This is a genomic window from Algoriphagus sp., assembly GCF_024642405.1.
In the GTDB taxonomy this organism is placed as follows: domain Bacteria; phylum Bacteroidota; class Bacteroidia; order Cytophagales; family Cyclobacteriaceae; genus Algoriphagus.
Map to the genome: position 1 here is coordinate 1 of NZ_JAHEBC010000071.1, position 15,886 is coordinate 15,886.

12 protein-coding genes and 1 pseudogene are annotated in these 15,886 nt (G+C 36.2%); all 13 read right to left on the reverse strand.

Going from position 1 to position 15,886, the window contains the following annotated elements; translation table 11 throughout:
- The coding region (locus Q0L68_RS07640) for a hypothetical protein (RefSeq protein WP_296701373.1) at positions 1-319 on the reverse strand (319 nt) is incomplete at its 3' end.
- Positions 320-366: 47 nt separating this feature from the next.
- Positions 367-801, reverse strand: coding sequence for a hypothetical protein (locus Q0L68_RS07645; RefSeq protein WP_296701376.1), 435 nt, complete (start codon positions 799-801; stop codon positions 367-369).
- A gap of 186 nt (positions 802-987) precedes the next feature.
- The gene (locus Q0L68_RS07650) at positions 988-2,433 is read right to left on the reverse strand and encodes an APC family permease (RefSeq protein ID WP_296701378.1); all 1,446 of its coding nucleotides are present in this window, start codon (positions 2,431-2,433) and stop codon (positions 988-990) included.
- 26 nt (positions 2,434-2,459) lie between these two features.
- Complete coding sequence (locus tag Q0L68_RS07655) at positions 2,460-3,818, reverse strand: NAD-dependent succinate-semialdehyde dehydrogenase (RefSeq protein WP_296701379.1); 1,359 nt, start codon at positions 3,816-3,818, stop codon at positions 2,460-2,462.
- Between the two features lie 33 nt (positions 3,819-3,851).
- The gene (locus Q0L68_RS07660; protein WP_296701381.1) at positions 3,852-4,832 is read right to left on the reverse strand and encodes a C45 family peptidase; all 981 of its coding nucleotides are present in this window, start codon (positions 4,830-4,832) and stop codon (positions 3,852-3,854) included.
- 92 nt (positions 4,833-4,924) lie between these two features.
- Positions 4,925-6,412: a biotin carboxylase gene (locus Q0L68_RS07665; RefSeq protein ID WP_296701382.1), complete on the reverse strand. Its 1,488-nt coding sequence runs from the start codon at positions 6,410-6,412 to the stop codon at positions 4,925-4,927.
- A gap of 18 nt (positions 6,413-6,430) precedes the next feature.
- On the reverse strand, positions 6,431-9,187 hold the full coding sequence (locus tag Q0L68_RS07670) for an aminotransferase class I/II-fold pyridoxal phosphate-dependent enzyme (protein ID WP_296701384.1): 2,757 nt from the start codon (positions 9,185-9,187) through the stop codon (positions 6,431-6,433).
- Positions 9,188-9,190: 3 nt separating this feature from the next.
- Positions 9,191-9,592: a VOC family protein gene (locus tag Q0L68_RS07675; protein WP_296701385.1), complete on the reverse strand. Its 402-nt coding sequence runs from the start codon at positions 9,590-9,592 to the stop codon at positions 9,191-9,193.
- Positions 9,593-9,619: 27 nt separating this feature from the next.
- On the reverse strand, positions 9,620-10,549 hold the full coding sequence (locus Q0L68_RS07680) for a carbon-nitrogen hydrolase family protein (protein WP_296701387.1): 930 nt from the start codon (positions 10,547-10,549) through the stop codon (positions 9,620-9,622).
- Positions 10,546-11,865: an aminotransferase class III-fold pyridoxal phosphate-dependent enzyme gene (locus tag Q0L68_RS07685; RefSeq protein WP_296701389.1), complete on the reverse strand. Its 1,320-nt coding sequence runs from the start codon at positions 11,863-11,865 to the stop codon at positions 10,546-10,548. Before Q0L68_RS07685 ends, Q0L68_RS07680 begins: the two co-directional genes overlap by 4 nt.
- Positions 11,866-12,375: 510 nt before the next feature.
- On the reverse strand, positions 12,376-13,041 hold the full coding sequence (locus Q0L68_RS07690) for a ubiquinol cytochrome C oxidoreductase (RefSeq protein WP_296701391.1): 666 nt from the start codon (positions 13,039-13,041) through the stop codon (positions 12,376-12,378).
- A 100-nt stretch (positions 13,042-13,141) separates the two neighbouring features.
- On the reverse strand, positions 13,142-13,972 hold the full coding sequence (locus tag Q0L68_RS07695) for a LytTR family DNA-binding domain-containing protein (protein WP_296701393.1): 831 nt from the start codon (positions 13,970-13,972) through the stop codon (positions 13,142-13,144).
- A 102-nt stretch (positions 13,973-14,074) separates the two neighbouring features.
- Positions 14,075-15,886 (reverse strand): annotated as a pseudogene (locus Q0L68_RS07700) (hypothetical protein); the annotation flags it as partial.

Here is a 15,886-nt window from a genome sequence, read left to right on the forward strand (position 1 = left end):
CAGCGTATTTCAGACCTTCAAAATAATACTCTAAACCTTGGGAAAGCTCTCCTTTTAATATGTGCCCATTGCCTAAATGTAAAAATCCCTGAAAAGTCATGAGATTGGAAGAATCCTTTATTGATTCATCAAAGAGGATTTTTCCATATTTGAGCATACTGTCAGGATTCGGTTCCTCTTGGAGCAAAGAAACCAGAAGATCTAGATTTTTGGGATTGGATTGAAAATATTGCCGCTTTAAGCTGTCTACGAGATCATGCCTCTGGACAGACTCCAAGTTCGATTGAGCATAATTAATACCCATTGCAAACAAAAGCATTATAATTGTTACAAAGTATTTCAATTCAGAAAATAAAAAGTAGAAAATTAAATGATCCTAATTTTTGGATCAATGGTGAATTTTTTCTCTTTGCCATTGTGATTTACCAAAAAACGGATGGAATAGCTTTCTTCTGTATCGCATTTGGATTTACCTACGTGCCCATCAATATGAGTATTGCCAGAACTTAGTTTAGAATCGTAAATTTTTAGGATTGACTTTCCTTTTTGAGTTTTAATTTTTTTGATGATTACAAAATCTTCTTCGTTTTCCATTATATGCATGGCAGCACCAACCCAAGCAATCTTTGTATTTGGATGTATATTGCTTGTGAAATTTTCACCACTCGGATGATCATAATGATTGTCGCAAAGCTTAATGATAGGTGAAAAATCTTTTCTGCTAATTTTTTTTCCGCTATGATTCATAATCTCTTTTGTATTGACATAGAGAGTAATAATTGTGTCTTTCTTTTTGGACATGAGCTTAAAATTTAAAAGGTTAAAAATAAAATTGAATTTGTATTACGATTATTCGATTAATCTACAGCCTGCCTTTTCAAAAAAATAGAAGAGGTAATTCAAAATAGGAATAAATCAGCAATAATCAATAAACCAAGTAACCAGAAAGCTCCAGTGCTTTAAGAAGTTAACTTTTAAAATTAAAGGTTAACTATAGTTATCTAGAATTAAGTAATCCCGCTTTTCTTTAGAAATGCTATTTCTACTTTTGGAAGAAACTTTCCAGAAAATAAATCCTAATAAAGAAAAAACTGAAAATATTACCCATTCAAGGGGCCATGCTAAAGCTGCTGGACTTCCTGGATAAAGCATGGCTATGAGCATACATAGAGTGCCACAGATTGATAAAATCCCTAGAAATCTTCCTTTTGGGGCAAAAAATGGCCGATTTAAATTTGGAAACTTCTTTCTAAGACTTAAAAAGGAAAATGAAACTCCGAAGAAAGCAATCACAATACATAAAGATCCTACGTTGACAAATGCAACCATTGCACCTTGTCCCATAAGTGAAGCAAGAAAAGTAATAAGGCCGCTAAATAGAACAGCTTTATATGGGGTATGGTAAGTTGGGTGCGACTTTCCAAACTGGGGAGATATTATTTTTCCTCTTCCCAAAGCAAATAAAACCCTTGAACCTGCAAGAAAGAATCCGTTCCAACTTGTAAGTAAACCTACCAGGGCAGTGATCAATATGATTTTTACCATGAAAGGTGACTCCGTAGCCTTCTCAAAAGCACTTGCTGTAGGTAATTTTTCATCTAAAATTTCATTCCAAGGAGCTGCGGTTGAAGTACTTAAAATAAGTAACATATAAAAGCAGATTGCAGCTATTATGGAAACAAGTATAAGTGAACCAATAGTTTTAAAAGGAATAGATTGATCTGCTTCTTCAGCTGCTTGAGGAATTGTATCAAAACCAACAAACCAAAAAGGAACGGTTACCAATACCATTGCTATGCCTGCAGTTATGGAGCCTGTTGAATTTCCGGAGAACAAAGGAGTAAGATTTTTGAAATCTCCCATGATAAATCCGGCAATCACAAAAACAAAAGTGAGAAGAACAAAGAGTATCGTCAACCCTACCTGAAATCTTGCGGAGTTCTTCACCCCAGTGTAATTTATGGCACTAATTAATACAACAAAGAAAGCACTGATGAATAAATGCACAAGGTAAACAGGGCTTCCATTGACTGAATAGATAGGGATGAGATCAATGGAAGGAATTAAGTAGCTAAGAACTTTATTGATAGATACGGCTTCAAAAGCTGACACAGACAAATAACCGAAGGTCAAAAACCATCCTACAATAAATGATTTTGAGGAACCAAAGGCCTTATAAGCATATGCTACTTCTCCTCCCGATAAAGGCAAGGCTGCAGTAACTTCAGCATAACAAATACCAATTACCAAAATGATCAATCCTCCCAAGAAAAAAGCTATAATAGCGCCTAATGGGCCAGCATTAGATAGCCAAGATCCCATTGCAGTAACCCAGCCAACTCCAATCATTGCTCCGAAAGCAAGGCTAAATAGGCCAGCTTTTCCGATGCCTCTATGCAATTGGGGCCTTCGCAAATCAGTTTTAGACTTCATATGGGATTTATTTACGTGTTACTTTTTTAAGCCTTGACGTAAATAGTCTTCCGATTTATAAACTCCATCATTCCATCTTTGGCAAGTTCACGTCCATAACCAGATCGCTTGGTTCCTCCAAAAGGTAATCTCGGATCGGACTTGACTAGTTCGTTGATAAAATATGCACCGTCGCTAACTCTGGAAGACATTTCTAGTGCCAACTCAATATTGCTAGTACAAACAGTAACCCCTAAACCGTATTTTGAATTTTCTGAGAGTTCAAATGCCTCATCTATATCTTTTGCCCGAACCATAGCAGCTAAAGGGCCAAATGTTTCTTCTTCGAATGCAGGCATTCCTGGTTTTACATTTCCCAAGACAGTAGGTTCATGGAAACTTCCATTTTGGCTTCCCCCTGCTAATAAAATAGCGCCAGCTTCTATGGACCGCTTCACTTGAGATTGTAATTCATCAGCCAAGTCTTTTCTTGCCAATGTTCCAATTTTTGTGGAATCGTCCATTGTATCTCCTGCTTTAAGTTTCCCAACTTCCTTTAAAAATTTCGATACAAATTCTTCATAAATTTCGTCTACAAGAATAAAACGTTTTGCAGCAATACAACTTTGACCGCAATTCATCATTCGGGCTGTAATTGCAGTTTTAACTGCCTGATCAATATTGGCATCCTTCCAAACGATAAAAGCATTGTTGCCACCTAGTTCCATCAGTGATTTTTTTAAATATTTCCCAGCTAAGGCTGCTACTGCAGAACCGGCGCGTTCACTCCCGGTAAGTGTCACTGCTTTGATTGCATCATGTGCTATAATACTTTCAGTCTGATCGTGATCAACAAATAGATTTTGAAAAACTCCTTCTGGAAAACCTGCTTTAATAAAAATTTCTTCAATCATTTTAGCACATCCAAACACGTTGGAAGCATGTTTTAAAATGCCTGTATTCCCTGCCATCAAAGTAGGGGCTGCAAAACGAAATACTTGCCAAAAAGGAAAATTCCATGGCATTATTGCTAAAATAGTACCAATGGGCTCATGTTTTACAAAACTCTTTCTGGCATCAGTTTCAATTATTTCATCTGCTAAAAATGTGGCTGTATTTTCCGAATAATAATCACAAGCTAAAGCACACTTTTTGACCTCACCTCTAGATTCAGAGATTGGCTTTCCCATTTCCATAGTGATCATTTGGGCGTAGGTTTCTACATCTTCCCGAAGTATTTGACCAACTTTGGTCATCATTTTTGCACGCTCAGCAATCGAGACCTTTCGCCAGGAGTTAAACGCCATTTGGGATTTTTCCAAAATGGATTTTGTTTCATCTTTTGAATGAGATTTGTGTTTGTCTATTAGTTTTCCGTTGTACGGATTAATACTATTGAATTCCATATTTTAAGGACTGAATTGATAAACTAAGCAGGATTAAACTGCTATGGATTTGTGATGGTTGAAGGTGATTACTTTGTGTTCTTCGATAAAATTATCGAATCCTAGGATCATTTTTTCGCTCGGCCAATGGAGTTCCACCAATCCTTCTATTGGTTTATAAACTGCTGTATAGAGTGTTCCATATCCTTCGGAAAAATTTGTATTGTAAAGAGGAGGTTTTAAAAACACATTTGTCAATTTTTCTATTGAAAATCCTCTATTCAAAATCGAATGAAGAAAAGTTGCCCTTTCTCTGGTTTTATTAATGTCCGTAGTCTCTTCCCAATCTGATTCTCCTTGGTGATTGGTAGCATATCCGGAAACAGAAATTAAAGTCTTTTTATCCGGTGCTATTTGAGCAGTTCGGTATTCGCCACTTCTATCTGCTATAGTTACATTATAAGACATATGAGAAGGAACTCGATGGAGTACATCGACAGCTTCTTTTAAGGTGCTGCAAAACTCAAGGATATATCTTAAAATAAAAGGGATTCCAAAACCAAAACCTAGGGTTGGCCTACCTCCAAATGTCAATGAGATAGCTAGTCCATCCTCGTTCATTCCGTCTAATACACCCATCAAGCAATCACTATTAGCAATGACTTTTCGGCCATTCCAAGCTGTATGCAGAACTGTTCCTTCAAACCGATCTAAATGATAGTCATAGTTTCTAATCAATGCAATATTTCCCAAAGTAGATACTGCCTGTGAGCAGGCACTAAAATAAGCGGGAGGCTGAAATCCAGTCAAAAAGGTTCTTGCAAGTTCATCAGCTCCAACCTTATCACAAAGATTTTCATGAATAGGAACCATCTCTGGCATATAAGTTTTAAGTGCTTCTAGAGAAGATTTATAATCAATTATATTTTTACTCGAATTAAGCCAGCTTTTATAAGCTGGCCAGCGCTCATAAAATAATTTTTGCCACTTATAATCTGCAATCGGCTCTGAAATAGATGTAAAATAGCGTTTCATCCTGCTTAATTAATCCTACAAAGAAGTATTGATTTTTAGATTAAATAAAACACAATCCACTTTTAAATCAATAAAAGTGGATTGAAGAATATTTATTTTGTTAAGCTCCCCTTTAATTTAGCCTGTTCTCTTTTATCCTCGATCAATTCTGAAGAATATTGTGATTTAATGGCATTTATCCATCCTTTGGCTCTTGTGGTCAGTTTGAAATCATCTGTCATCATTCGACCTCTTGACACCAAAATCCCCATATCTGCTCCCTCGTATAGGTAATCCCCTTTCTTGGTGATACGTAGGAAAAAGGCTTCTTTCTCAGATTCCACAGCTCTTCTATGAGTATCCATTCTATCAAATTTAATATGTCCATTATCATACATATGCCAAATCCCAGATGCTGGTGCTTCATGAACATATTCAATAGTGTCTTCAGTATGTTTAATTACCATTTGGCTCCAATCGTCTATATTCTCTTGTCTACCCCATCGATCATTTATGGATTTAACACTGAAATCATATTCTATATCCATCCATTCTAAAATATGGAATAAATACAAAGGAGCATCTGCTAAAGCAAAGACAGCATGATTGGTAATAGAACTGGCTCCAGTGATTCTTGGATTTAATTCACCTAAATAAATTTCTCCATTATCTTGATCTATCAGAAAGTCAAGTTCAAAATAGCCTTTATAACCTTCCTTGCGGAGTTGATCACCAAATAGCTGTGTATATTTCCTCGCTTTTTGGCGGATAGAAGGTGTAAATGCACCTGGATAAATTTCATTCCCACACCAACCACCTTTATAAGGTGTAAGTTCTTTAAACCCTACAAGTTCGGTCATAAGTGGAGCTACAATTGTACCATTCTTAGTCACACAAGCTTCAATAGCTGAACCACGGCAATTGATTCGCTTCATGATCTTAACTTCATCCTCTTGCTCAATTTCTTCAGCATATTTCAAATATTCTGCTTCGTTTGAAATGAAAAATGTAGTATGTCCTGAGTCACCAAATGGTGTTTGAATCACTAAATCATCGCCAAGCGCTTTTTTTGAAACTTCACTTAGGTGTTTGTAGTTATTCACCGGAGATAAAACATATGGCACACACGGAACCCCTGCTTTCTCTGCAATACGGTTGGTGTTAACCTTATTATCCATGGAGTTTCGCATTTTGGCGCTTGGGAAAATAACTTCAAGCCCCAGCTTTTTAGCTAGCTTTTCAGTTTTTTCATCAAACATCAGGAACATGGCTTTCCCTGCTTTTCCTTTTACTTTTCTTGATTTAACATAAGCCTGTACTTCTGGGTGTTGAAGAAGGTAGTTATTGATATCTTCTATACTTTCAAAGTCATCATGAGGTATTTCTGCTTTTGGTGCAAAAACATTTGGATGTAGTCCATCAAAACATTCAATATTCATAATGAATTTGAATCCTTTAATCCACTCATCTGCTCCCAGAAGGTTAAAGTTAGTCGCACTTATAAAGTAAATTGGTGTTTCGTTTTTATAAAAAAACCTTCTAATATCTGATATACCTTTTAGTATTGGTTTTGATGGTATTTCGTTTTTAGTTGCTGTCATATTTTTAATTGTATCGATTTATATTTCTGTTAGCGTTTTCTTTTTTGAGAGTCCCATTGCACCCATGGCAGTTGCCGTTTTTTGTCTATTTAAAACTGAGTCTTTGAATACACGAAGGCCAAGGTCGGCTCTGTATCCATGGATTTCTGAAACATCTAAGGCAAGCATAAAGCGGATAATTTCTTCACTTACTACCTGCCCGGGAACCAAAACAGGAAATCCAGGGGGATAAGGTATCACGAATGAGGATGCCACAAGCTCTTTTCCATCTTCAATGGCTTTTTTACAATCAATCATGGAAATATATTCGCAGTTGTCTTCACTATATGCCAAGAAGTAAGCCGCCCTTAAGTTTCCCCCAGGAACACCCGGTACAGCTAGAAAAGATGAATGGAATCGGCTAAAATCCGGTAAAGGAGGAACATCTTTTGTCAGCGATTGAATATGTGCATCAGCAATTTCTCTTTCACGTTTATTCAGAGATTCAAAATGTTTATCCAAATCACCTGCAATTTCTAATAAAACTTTAGTCAAATAGGCAACACTTCCCCTAGTTGTTCCAATATTTGTCATAAAGAGCACCGTATTTCTAGAGGTTTTATTAATCTGAATGTTATACTTATCCATCAGATATTTATTCTTGAAAGTATCGCCATCTATTCCGGTACGTCCTATAAAAAGCGTGATTTTGGTTGGATCAAGCATAAATTCATCCTTTTCCCAAGCTTCTTCCATTCTGTTCCAACCCACAGTCAAGTCATAGTACTCTTTTAATCCACTGTCTCGGTATTGATCAGGGATAAAATCTTTGACGGTCAGCACATCGAAATATTTACTTAGGAGCGGATTGGCAACTACCTTGGCCCTAAGTACCATCGCAAGCTCGATGCTGCGTTCTACCATTTCATATCCTTCAAATTGGGTTTGCCTTCTTCCTACATCAAGAGATGCAAGCATTTGATAATTTGGAGAGGTAGAAGTATGAGTCATATAGGCTTCCAAAAATGTATTTTCAGCCTTCTTCCTAAAATCTTGATCCCAAATATGGACCATGGATCCTTGTCTGAAACTACTTAAAGTCTTGTGTGTGCTTTGGGTAGCATAAACACGAATCCGGACTTTATCAGGATCTGGTAGAGATGCTGTTTCACCTTTTTTTAGACTCTTAATATGTTTTTGATATTCAATGCGATATTCTTCAGACTGATATTTGGATTGTAGCTTTTTTGCACTGAACATCCCCGTGCGTTGTTTATATGTGTAGGTGAAGCCTGCAAATGCAAACCAAGCCTCATCCCATAAGAATATCATATCTGGCTTAATGGCTAATACAGCTTCCATAACTCGTTGCACGTTATATACCATTCCATCAAAAGTGCAATTGGTAAGTAACAGCATTTTAACTTTATCCAATCTACCGGCATTTTTAAGTACCTGAAGTTTATGTAAAATCTGCTCCAGTGGAACTGCTCCATAGATCGAGTATTTTTCTATAGGATAAGAATCAAGATATACGGGGTAAGCTCCTGATAATACTAAGCCATAATGATGTGACTTGTGGCAGTCTCTATCGATTAATACAAGATCGCCAGGCTCAACTAATGCTTGTAGCACAATTTTGTTAGCGGTTGACGTGCCATTTGTCACAAAAAATGTACGCTGAGAACCATAAGCTACGGCGGCCATTTCTTGTGCTTTCTTCAAAGGACCTGTGGGCTGTAGTAATGAATCCAATCCTCCAGTAGTAGATGATGATTCGGCCAGAAACATATTTCTTCCGTAGAAATCCCCAAAGTCTTTAATCCACTTAGATTTGAAAACTGAATTACCACGTGATATAGGCATGGCATGGAATATTCCTGTGGGCTTTTGGCTGTATTCTTTGAGAGCACTAAAAAAGGGCGTATGGTATCTTTCGTTAATTCCCCTGATAATCGCCAAATGTAGTTCTTGCAGGTCTTCCTTTCTGTAGTAAATTCTCCTAAATGTTTCCAGCGTACTATCTTTCAAATCACCTAGTGCGGTATCTGTAACATAGTAGGTATCAATTTCAGGTCGAAACTGCTTGATTAATTGACCAAGCTTCGGGCCAAGCTGTGCGTCTGATAATTCATTAACGTCAATATTTAAGACATTTTGAATATAAGGTGTAATCAGAGGACTGATGTTTTCAGAACGGTACGGAGGGGCATATCGAATTACTACGGATTGAATGTTTGGGTTAAAAAACAATGCGATGAGTGCATCTTGAAATGAATGCTGGACAACTACATTATAGGTGAATTTATCATTTGGATCATGAAGTTCTTTTAATCTTTCTTGAAGTGTGGCTTCATCCACCGAATTGAGATTTTCTAGAAAGAGGACCTCAAAATAGTTTTTTCGATTGTTTTGAGTAGCACTGCTAATAAACTCAGTTTCTAATTGTTCTCCATTTTCATCTTTTGGAAAATAGGGATTACCACTATAAACATCATTAATTAATTGTCGGGTGGTATTATTTATTTGATGAGCAAACACACTATGGTCGCCGTTATCAAAACATTTTTTTAATTTCTCTACAACTAATTTTCCTGGAATGGCAAAATAATGTTCTACCGTTTCCAATTCGTTTAGCAGTTGCTTTATTTTCTGCTTATGGTTTGATTTATTTTTGGAATCAGTTTCATCGTGTGATAGAGCTTCACTTTCATTTTTTAGCTCATTCCATCGATCAAGCCTAAGTTGGCCAATACTATAATAAGGAGCACTAACGGATTTTTGATGGTTTTTCATGGATTAGTTTTTAGAGTGTAAGGCTAATTTATTCCCTTCAGTATCAATGAATAAAGCGAAGTAACCTGCATCTTCACTTATCAGAGTTTTGCCCATTATAACCCTTCCACCAGCCTGCTCAATTCTGCCAAGAATAGGGGCTAAATCTTTTCCTGCATTTAGATAAATTAAGGGCCCTGCTTCACTTGGAACGCTACCTTCACCTACTACTATAGCTCCACCAATTCCATTGTCAGCTGGAAAAAAAGCCATTGCATAGCCGTTAGACTCGGTAGTTTCCATTTCTATACCGTAAATGAAGTTGTAAAAGTCAACCGCTCTCAGGAGATTAAGTGCAGGTATTTCAAACCAACTGACGTAGTGTCTTAATTTCGTGCTCTTTTTCCCTGTCGATAGGTTTCCCATAATATTAATTTTGTTTTAGTTAGAAATTTATTTTAATCCTTTATAGCCCATTATAGGCTCATTTTGATTGAACTCACTTTCTTTCTGACGTAATTCAGAAAGCTTCTCAAGTTTTTTAGGTTTGATAAGAGGGCCGAGTGCGTCTAAGTATGGTAGTTTCGCGCCATGTTGATATATTTCAAAGTTACCAATATGGTCTCTAAAGCTCTTCAATGGTTGCCCTAATCGTAATAGTCCTAATTCTCTACTACGCTTAACTCGTTCTATATCAAGCTCGATTGGAATTATTTCTTCTGTACTTCCTGCTTGATACAATACCCTTCCATCAGGTCCACAGACAATCGAGCATCCACTTCCTCCTGTATCTAATCCATTAACATCAAATAAGAAACATTGATTTACACTCGCCATGGCTCTTGCAATAGAAAGTTCAATATCCCGATCTATAGTACCTGTCAATGTGGGATGTAAAATCACCTCTGCTCCCATGACTGCAAGCGTCCGGATCGTTTCCGGAAACCACATGTCATAGCAAATTGATACTCCAAACCTTCCTACATCTGGCACATCAAATACACAAAATTCAGTTCCTGCTGTCACTCCCGTTTCATAGGGATAAAAGGGAAACATTTTACTATAGCGCTTAATGACCTCACCTTCTGGGTTAATCACCGAAGCTGTATTATAAATCTTGTCATCTTTTTTTTCGAAGATTGAACCAGGAATAAGCCAAATACCATATTGTTTGGCCAATTTCTGCATTTCGTGCTCAAAGTGTCCAGGAATCTCTTTTGCAGTATGTAAAAGAGGCCCATAACCACACAATTCGCTAAATACCACCATCTGAACCCATGGGTAAAGATTCATAGTAATGTCAAGTTTCAACTTCATCATTTCCACATTGGAATGAATGGCTGAAACTTTCATCTGAATTCCGGCAATTGCAAATGGTTTCATATTCTGTTTTGGATTACTTTCTGAATTTGATTTTCAATGATATCCAGTCCCTTATTCAAAACATCATCCTCAATAACCAGCGGCGATAAAATTCTAATGATATTTTTATAAGTTCCAGCACTTATGATAATAAGTCCATTTTCTGCGCATCCTTTTACAACGGCATTACACAATTCAGAATCCGGTTGGTTGGGGTCTCCATTTTTAACAAATTCAATGGCATTCATCGCCCCAAGCCCTCTGATATCTCCCACTTCTTTGAACCGTTCCTTGATTTTTTCAAATCGAGCCATAATCATATTACCAACTTCAATTGCCCGATCATTTAGGTTTATATCCTTCATATATTGGATTGTGGCTAAAGCAGCGACACAGGCTAAAGGACTTCCTATATAAGTACCTCCAATAGTACCACCAGCTGCGGAATCCATGATTTCAGCTTTCCCGACAACCGCTGCTATTGGTAATCCTGAACCCAAAGATTTAGCATAAGTACTTAGATCTGGTTGTACCTTGTATTGTTGCCAGCTAGCCCAATTCCCAGTTCGAGCAAATCCACTTTGGATTTCATCTGCGATAAGTAAAATCCCATGGTCATCACAAAATTTCCGAAGACCTTCAAAATATTTTATCGGTACAGCATTAAAGCCTCCTTCTCCTTGAACAGGCTCTATAATAACTGCAGCAATACTTTTAGGATCAAAAAGATTTTTAGCAGAGGCATGAAGATTTTTTAAACTAGACTCTACAAATTCATCAAGAGTTTCACCTTTAGCATATCGGTAAAAATTTGGAAATGGGATTCGATACACTTCTGGTGAAAATGGGCCACAATCAATTTTGTAGTCTATTTTACTGGTAAGAGTCATTGCCATCATTGTCCTGCCATGATAAGCATCGGTAAAACAAACAACTCCTTGTCTTTTGGTAGCTTGTCTTGCAATCTTTATAGCATTTTCTACTGCTTCTGCACCTGTGCTAATTAACATAGCTTTGGTTTTATCCCCGTGTGGGAGAATTTCACAAAGCTCTTCACATAACTTTATATAAGGCTCATATGTGACCACATTGAAACTGGTGTGTAAGTATTTATCAGCTTGATCCTTAATCGCCTGAACTACTGGTTCAGGACAATGTCCAGCATTGACCACGCCTATACCTCCAGCAAAATCAATCAATTCATTTCCATCTTCATCAATAATGATTGCACCTTTAGCCTGTTTAACAGTAGCTGTATTAAAAACACCAACTCCATTTGCTACGGCGTTTTTTCGTCTTTCAAACAAAGTTTGAGACTTAGTAATAGTTTTTAACATTGGATTTTTTCGGGGTTAAGAAATTTAAATACCAAAAGAAAAGATTGAATAATAATAAAACACATAATATTTACTTTCATAAAATCAGTTAAGTAACTGACCTCTAAAGTATTGTAAAAAGTATGTAAAGTTTAAATACAAATTTGTATTATTTAATACCACAATAGACGTTTAATTATTACTTCTCAATTTTGACATATTTTTCAATATAGGCATTTTAAATGGATTTAGAGCCATATTTCCATGGTTATTTTCCATTTTATTCTTAAGATTAGTAAATCCATTCTTATTTTTTTGTTACTAATCAAAAATAAAAATTGATGTTTACGATTGTTTTCCAATTTTTATAAGTTGAAAATAAAAACAGTAGATAAAATTAAGTTTTCTATTATATATAAATTGTATAAGTTATTTAAAGCCTAATTATATACAACAATTATAAAAATATATAGAATCTTATTTTGATAAAAACCACACTAACTACTAAAAACTATTGTGGTTAAATAGTCTTTATAAGACTAGATTTGCGTGAAATGAGTGTTTATATCCGAAAGGCCTAAATATTAAAGGAATATAAAAGCACTGAGCAATTGCAATAAAAACTCCTAATTGGTCTGTGATACCATGAGGTTCTCCTGAAAAGAGTAATAGGAATAATAAAGGTAGCATTGCGAAAAAGAATTTAAGAAGAGCCCTGTTTTTCTTCGTCCATGAAATTGATATACTTTCTTTTTCTGTTCGAAGCACTTGTACTATTAACAGCAATGCAACCGCTGCCAATGGTAATATGATAGCCGTAATTGAAACATGGACATTCAGAGTATCTCCATGAAACATTGAATCACCATTTTTGAGTATGTCAAAAATCAAGTTTCCAAATACATTTATCCACCAAATACTTAATAATGCTCCATACATGATTCGGTTTCTCATTCGGTAAAGTCCAATTATGACTGCTGCATATAAAGCCAATTGAGCAATGATAAAAATAAAAGATGGTGTTATCCCCGCACCTTTTATGGTAAATCCAAAGTACTGTGTACCCCATACATAGGATGATCCATCGAAAATAGATCTGACAAAAGGCAGCCATACAATCATAAAAGTGATAGAAATTAATACTGAAAGTACATTAGTCCAGATGTTAGGTTTTCTGTAAGCAATTAGATTTTTCATAGTTTCCGTGATTTTTTATATTCTAAGATCGTGAAAAACCACTCTTCGTTACAGTATTAAGCCCTTTTGGGATAAAATTCTTATATGTGGGGTGAATGAATTATTTTAACCGTAACAAAAGATCTGACGCGTAAGATTTAGAAACAGGTATAGGCTCTATTATATGTTTTAGAGTAATTAATCCTTGCTGCTTATTTCCATCATATTGGGCTAGGTGAACTAGATTAATCATAAATGAACGATGACATCTTATCAGTGCAGGATGCAATTTGAGATCATCAATTTTTTTAAGGCTACTTCTAATTAAAGCTTTGGAAAGGATGTCTTTATTAATGAAGTGAATTGCTACATAGTTGTCTTCTGATTCCAGATAAAGAATGTTTTCCAATGAGTATGAATTGATATCATTTTGATTATCAGATGGAATATTGATAATTGATTTTCCTTCCAATTGAAAATCTACTTTAGTTTCAGTAAGTTCTTGCATTTGCTTCATTCTGCTGTAAAAGAAAATTGCTGTGAGCGGAATGAAACTAAGGGCAGTGAAATTGAAGATAAATTCAAGCCAACTTGAAATCCGGAAGTCATGCCAATTGCCTAAGAGATTATAAAATAGAAAAAGCCCAGTTGCAGCATAAATATTAGACCAGACCAACCAAATCAGTATTTGCCAGCGATAAATCTCCCTTTTAAAAAATAATGGAAAAATCAGGAATTCATTTACAATTAAAAGTACTCCCAAATAGAAACCTATGCTTATCATGATCAAAGCAAAAACTGCTGTGATGGACTCTTTGGGATCATAATTATTTACTCCAAAAGGCTGGAAAAAAATCATGAAAATGCTAAAAAAAAGACTAATAGCTATTATGGCATAAAACTTTTCATGCTTACTCAATTGGAAAAACTTCTCTTTTAAAAAAGTTATCATGGATTTGTTGCTCGAATGAAAATATTAAATTCTCATTAAAATCCATTCCATTAACAAAAGGAAGAATTGTAGAGTATGGAATTAAACCTTAATTTTTTTGAACTATTGAAATAAAACCCAAGAGTCACCGTTTCCTGGAACAGTCACTTCAATTTCAACAGAATAGTCTCTTGCTAGTTTTAGTTCTGCCTCTTTTCCGTTCTTATGTATTATTTTGGTTTGGTTACTCAATCCGGTATAATACAATGGAACTCTTATCTTCTTTGTGATTTCATGATCGGTTGGGTTGTAGACTACCAGCATTCCTTTTTCTTCTCCAGAAGGGTTGACATTCAACCAATAATCCAAATCGTTTCCTGTGGCTCTTTTAAGGTGAATGATATCTCCTTCTAAAACTTCTCGGTGATCCTTGAACCAATCCACCATTTTTTTGACCATAATTTTGGTTTCTTCGGTATCAAAAAGTCTGGGCCCTCGGTAACAAGCTTGAACTCCAGCACCTAAATTACTGGACATCATCATTTCATAATGTGCCAAATGCTCATTCAAAGGCTCAATAGTAGCGGCTTCTCCTCCTCCATGGTATTCAGTCAAGGGTACAAACATCCATCCCATGGTGGAAGTCTTTTCCCAAGTTCCGTCAAAAATATTCTGACGGGCATGCACTAATTGCTCATTTCTAGGTAAGCTCCAATTTACCTCCCGATATCCCATGGCAATCTTGCTTCCTCCAGTCATGAAATAGTAATCAGGAATATTGAGGTAAATCCCTTTTGAGCGACTCCATTTATAAAAATCTGAAATGGTTTTGTATTGATTCCAACGGCTATCGGCTAATCCTCTATGTCCTGGATGGTTCTCAGAAATACAGATGTCACCCGGATAAGATCCATCATGTTCTAATAACGTGAACCCTGATTTTTCATAGAAATTATATAGCTTTTTGAAATAGGCCTCTCCCCATTCACTTCCAATACAAGGAGAGTTACCAAAAGTAGGCCTCTTCCCTTCAGGCATGACCACATCATTTTTTGAATCTATGCTCCGCGATGCCAAAAGAGAATACCCTCCGATTTCAACTCCTTTACTTTTTGCATAATCTGAATAACGCTTCATTTCAGCAATGTATTCCTCACTGTCATCTTCTATTTTAAACCCGCTTCCAAAGGTTAAGATCACCATTTCAAAACCGACCTCCGATGCCTGATCTATGGCATTTTTTACATTTTCCCAATCTGCAAATCTTGCATGCATCATTAAGGGATTTTCCGAAGTCCATGGGGCTAGAGTTTTATACATCTTACGCATGGCAAGACCTTTCCTTTCCCTATCATAACTATCATGTGGCAAAACGAATGTTCTAAATGAAGTGAATTCCTCGCTTGAAGCCAAAAATTGATTTGGGCCATATTCAGGACTAACTTTCAATAATACTGGGGATTGCCTTAAGTAATTTACTTGAGTTGAATACTCCGGATCTGGAAGCCATTTGACTACATGTGAATTTGCATCTCTAGCGGTCATGCTGGAAAAAGCAAAATCAGTTTCCACATGGATATTGGGTTCATGGAAAACAGTGTTTTCACGCATCTCTACAATTGATTCGTAATCTACAGCAGCAATGATTTCACTGGTGAAATCTCCAATTGATAAGGTTTCAGAACTTTGATTCTTTACTGTAATCCATTTTCCAAAAACAGGAATTCCATCATACAATTCATAATGAACCGAAACGGTAACATCACCAAAATCTGAGTTATTCAATTCGGTTGGCTGAATTTCTCCATAAAAAGCGAAATCCAAAACTTGCATTCTTACTAACTCACCGGTTTCTTCATCGTCTTGCTCCCCTCCTTTTGCATCGGTTTTTCCTACTCGTACTTTATCAGGGAAACTACTAAATGCTGGAAGTTT

What these genes read in the sequence shown, in the direction of transcription:
- Q0L68_RS07670 (WP_296701384.1), bottom strand. Translation starts at nt 9,187, where the DNA reads ATGAAAAACCATCAAAAATCCGTTAGTGCTCCTTATTATAGTATTGGC.
- Q0L68_RS07680 (WP_296701387.1), bottom strand. Translation starts at nt 10,549, where the DNA reads ATGAAACCATTTGCAATTGCCGGAATTCAGATGAAAGTTTCAGCCATT.
- Q0L68_RS07660 (WP_296701381.1), bottom strand. Translation starts at nt 4,832, where the DNA reads ATGAAACGCTATTTTACATCTATTTCAGAGCCGATTGCAGATTATAAG.
- Q0L68_RS07665 (WP_296701382.1), bottom strand. Translation starts at nt 6,412, where the DNA reads ATGACAGCAACTAAAAACGAAATACCATCAAAACCAATACTAAAAGGT.
- Q0L68_RS07685 (WP_296701389.1), bottom strand. Translation starts at nt 11,865, where the DNA reads ATGTTAAAAACTATTACTAAGTCTCAAACTTTGTTTGAAAGACGAAAA.
- Q0L68_RS07655 (WP_296701379.1), bottom strand. Translation starts at nt 3,818, where the DNA reads ATGGAATTCAATAGTATTAATCCGTACAACGGAAAACTAATAGACAAA.
- Q0L68_RS07645 (WP_296701376.1), bottom strand. Translation starts at nt 801, where the DNA reads ATGTCCAAAAAGAAAGACACAATTATTACTCTCTATGTCAATACAAAA.
- Q0L68_RS07675 (WP_296701385.1), bottom strand. Translation starts at nt 9,592, where the DNA reads ATGGGAAACCTATCGACAGGGAAAAAGAGCACGAAATTAAGACACTAC.
- Q0L68_RS07650 (WP_296701378.1), bottom strand. Translation starts at nt 2,433, where the DNA reads ATGAAGTCTAAAACTGATTTGCGAAGGCCCCAATTGCATAGAGGCATC.
- Q0L68_RS07695 (WP_296701393.1), bottom strand. Translation starts at nt 13,972, where the DNA reads ATGATAACTTTTTTAAAAGAGAAGTTTTTCCAATTGAGTAAGCATGAA.
- Q0L68_RS07690 (WP_296701391.1), bottom strand. Translation starts at nt 13,041, where the DNA reads ATGAAAAATCTAATTGCTTACAGAAAACCTAACATCTGGACTAATGTA.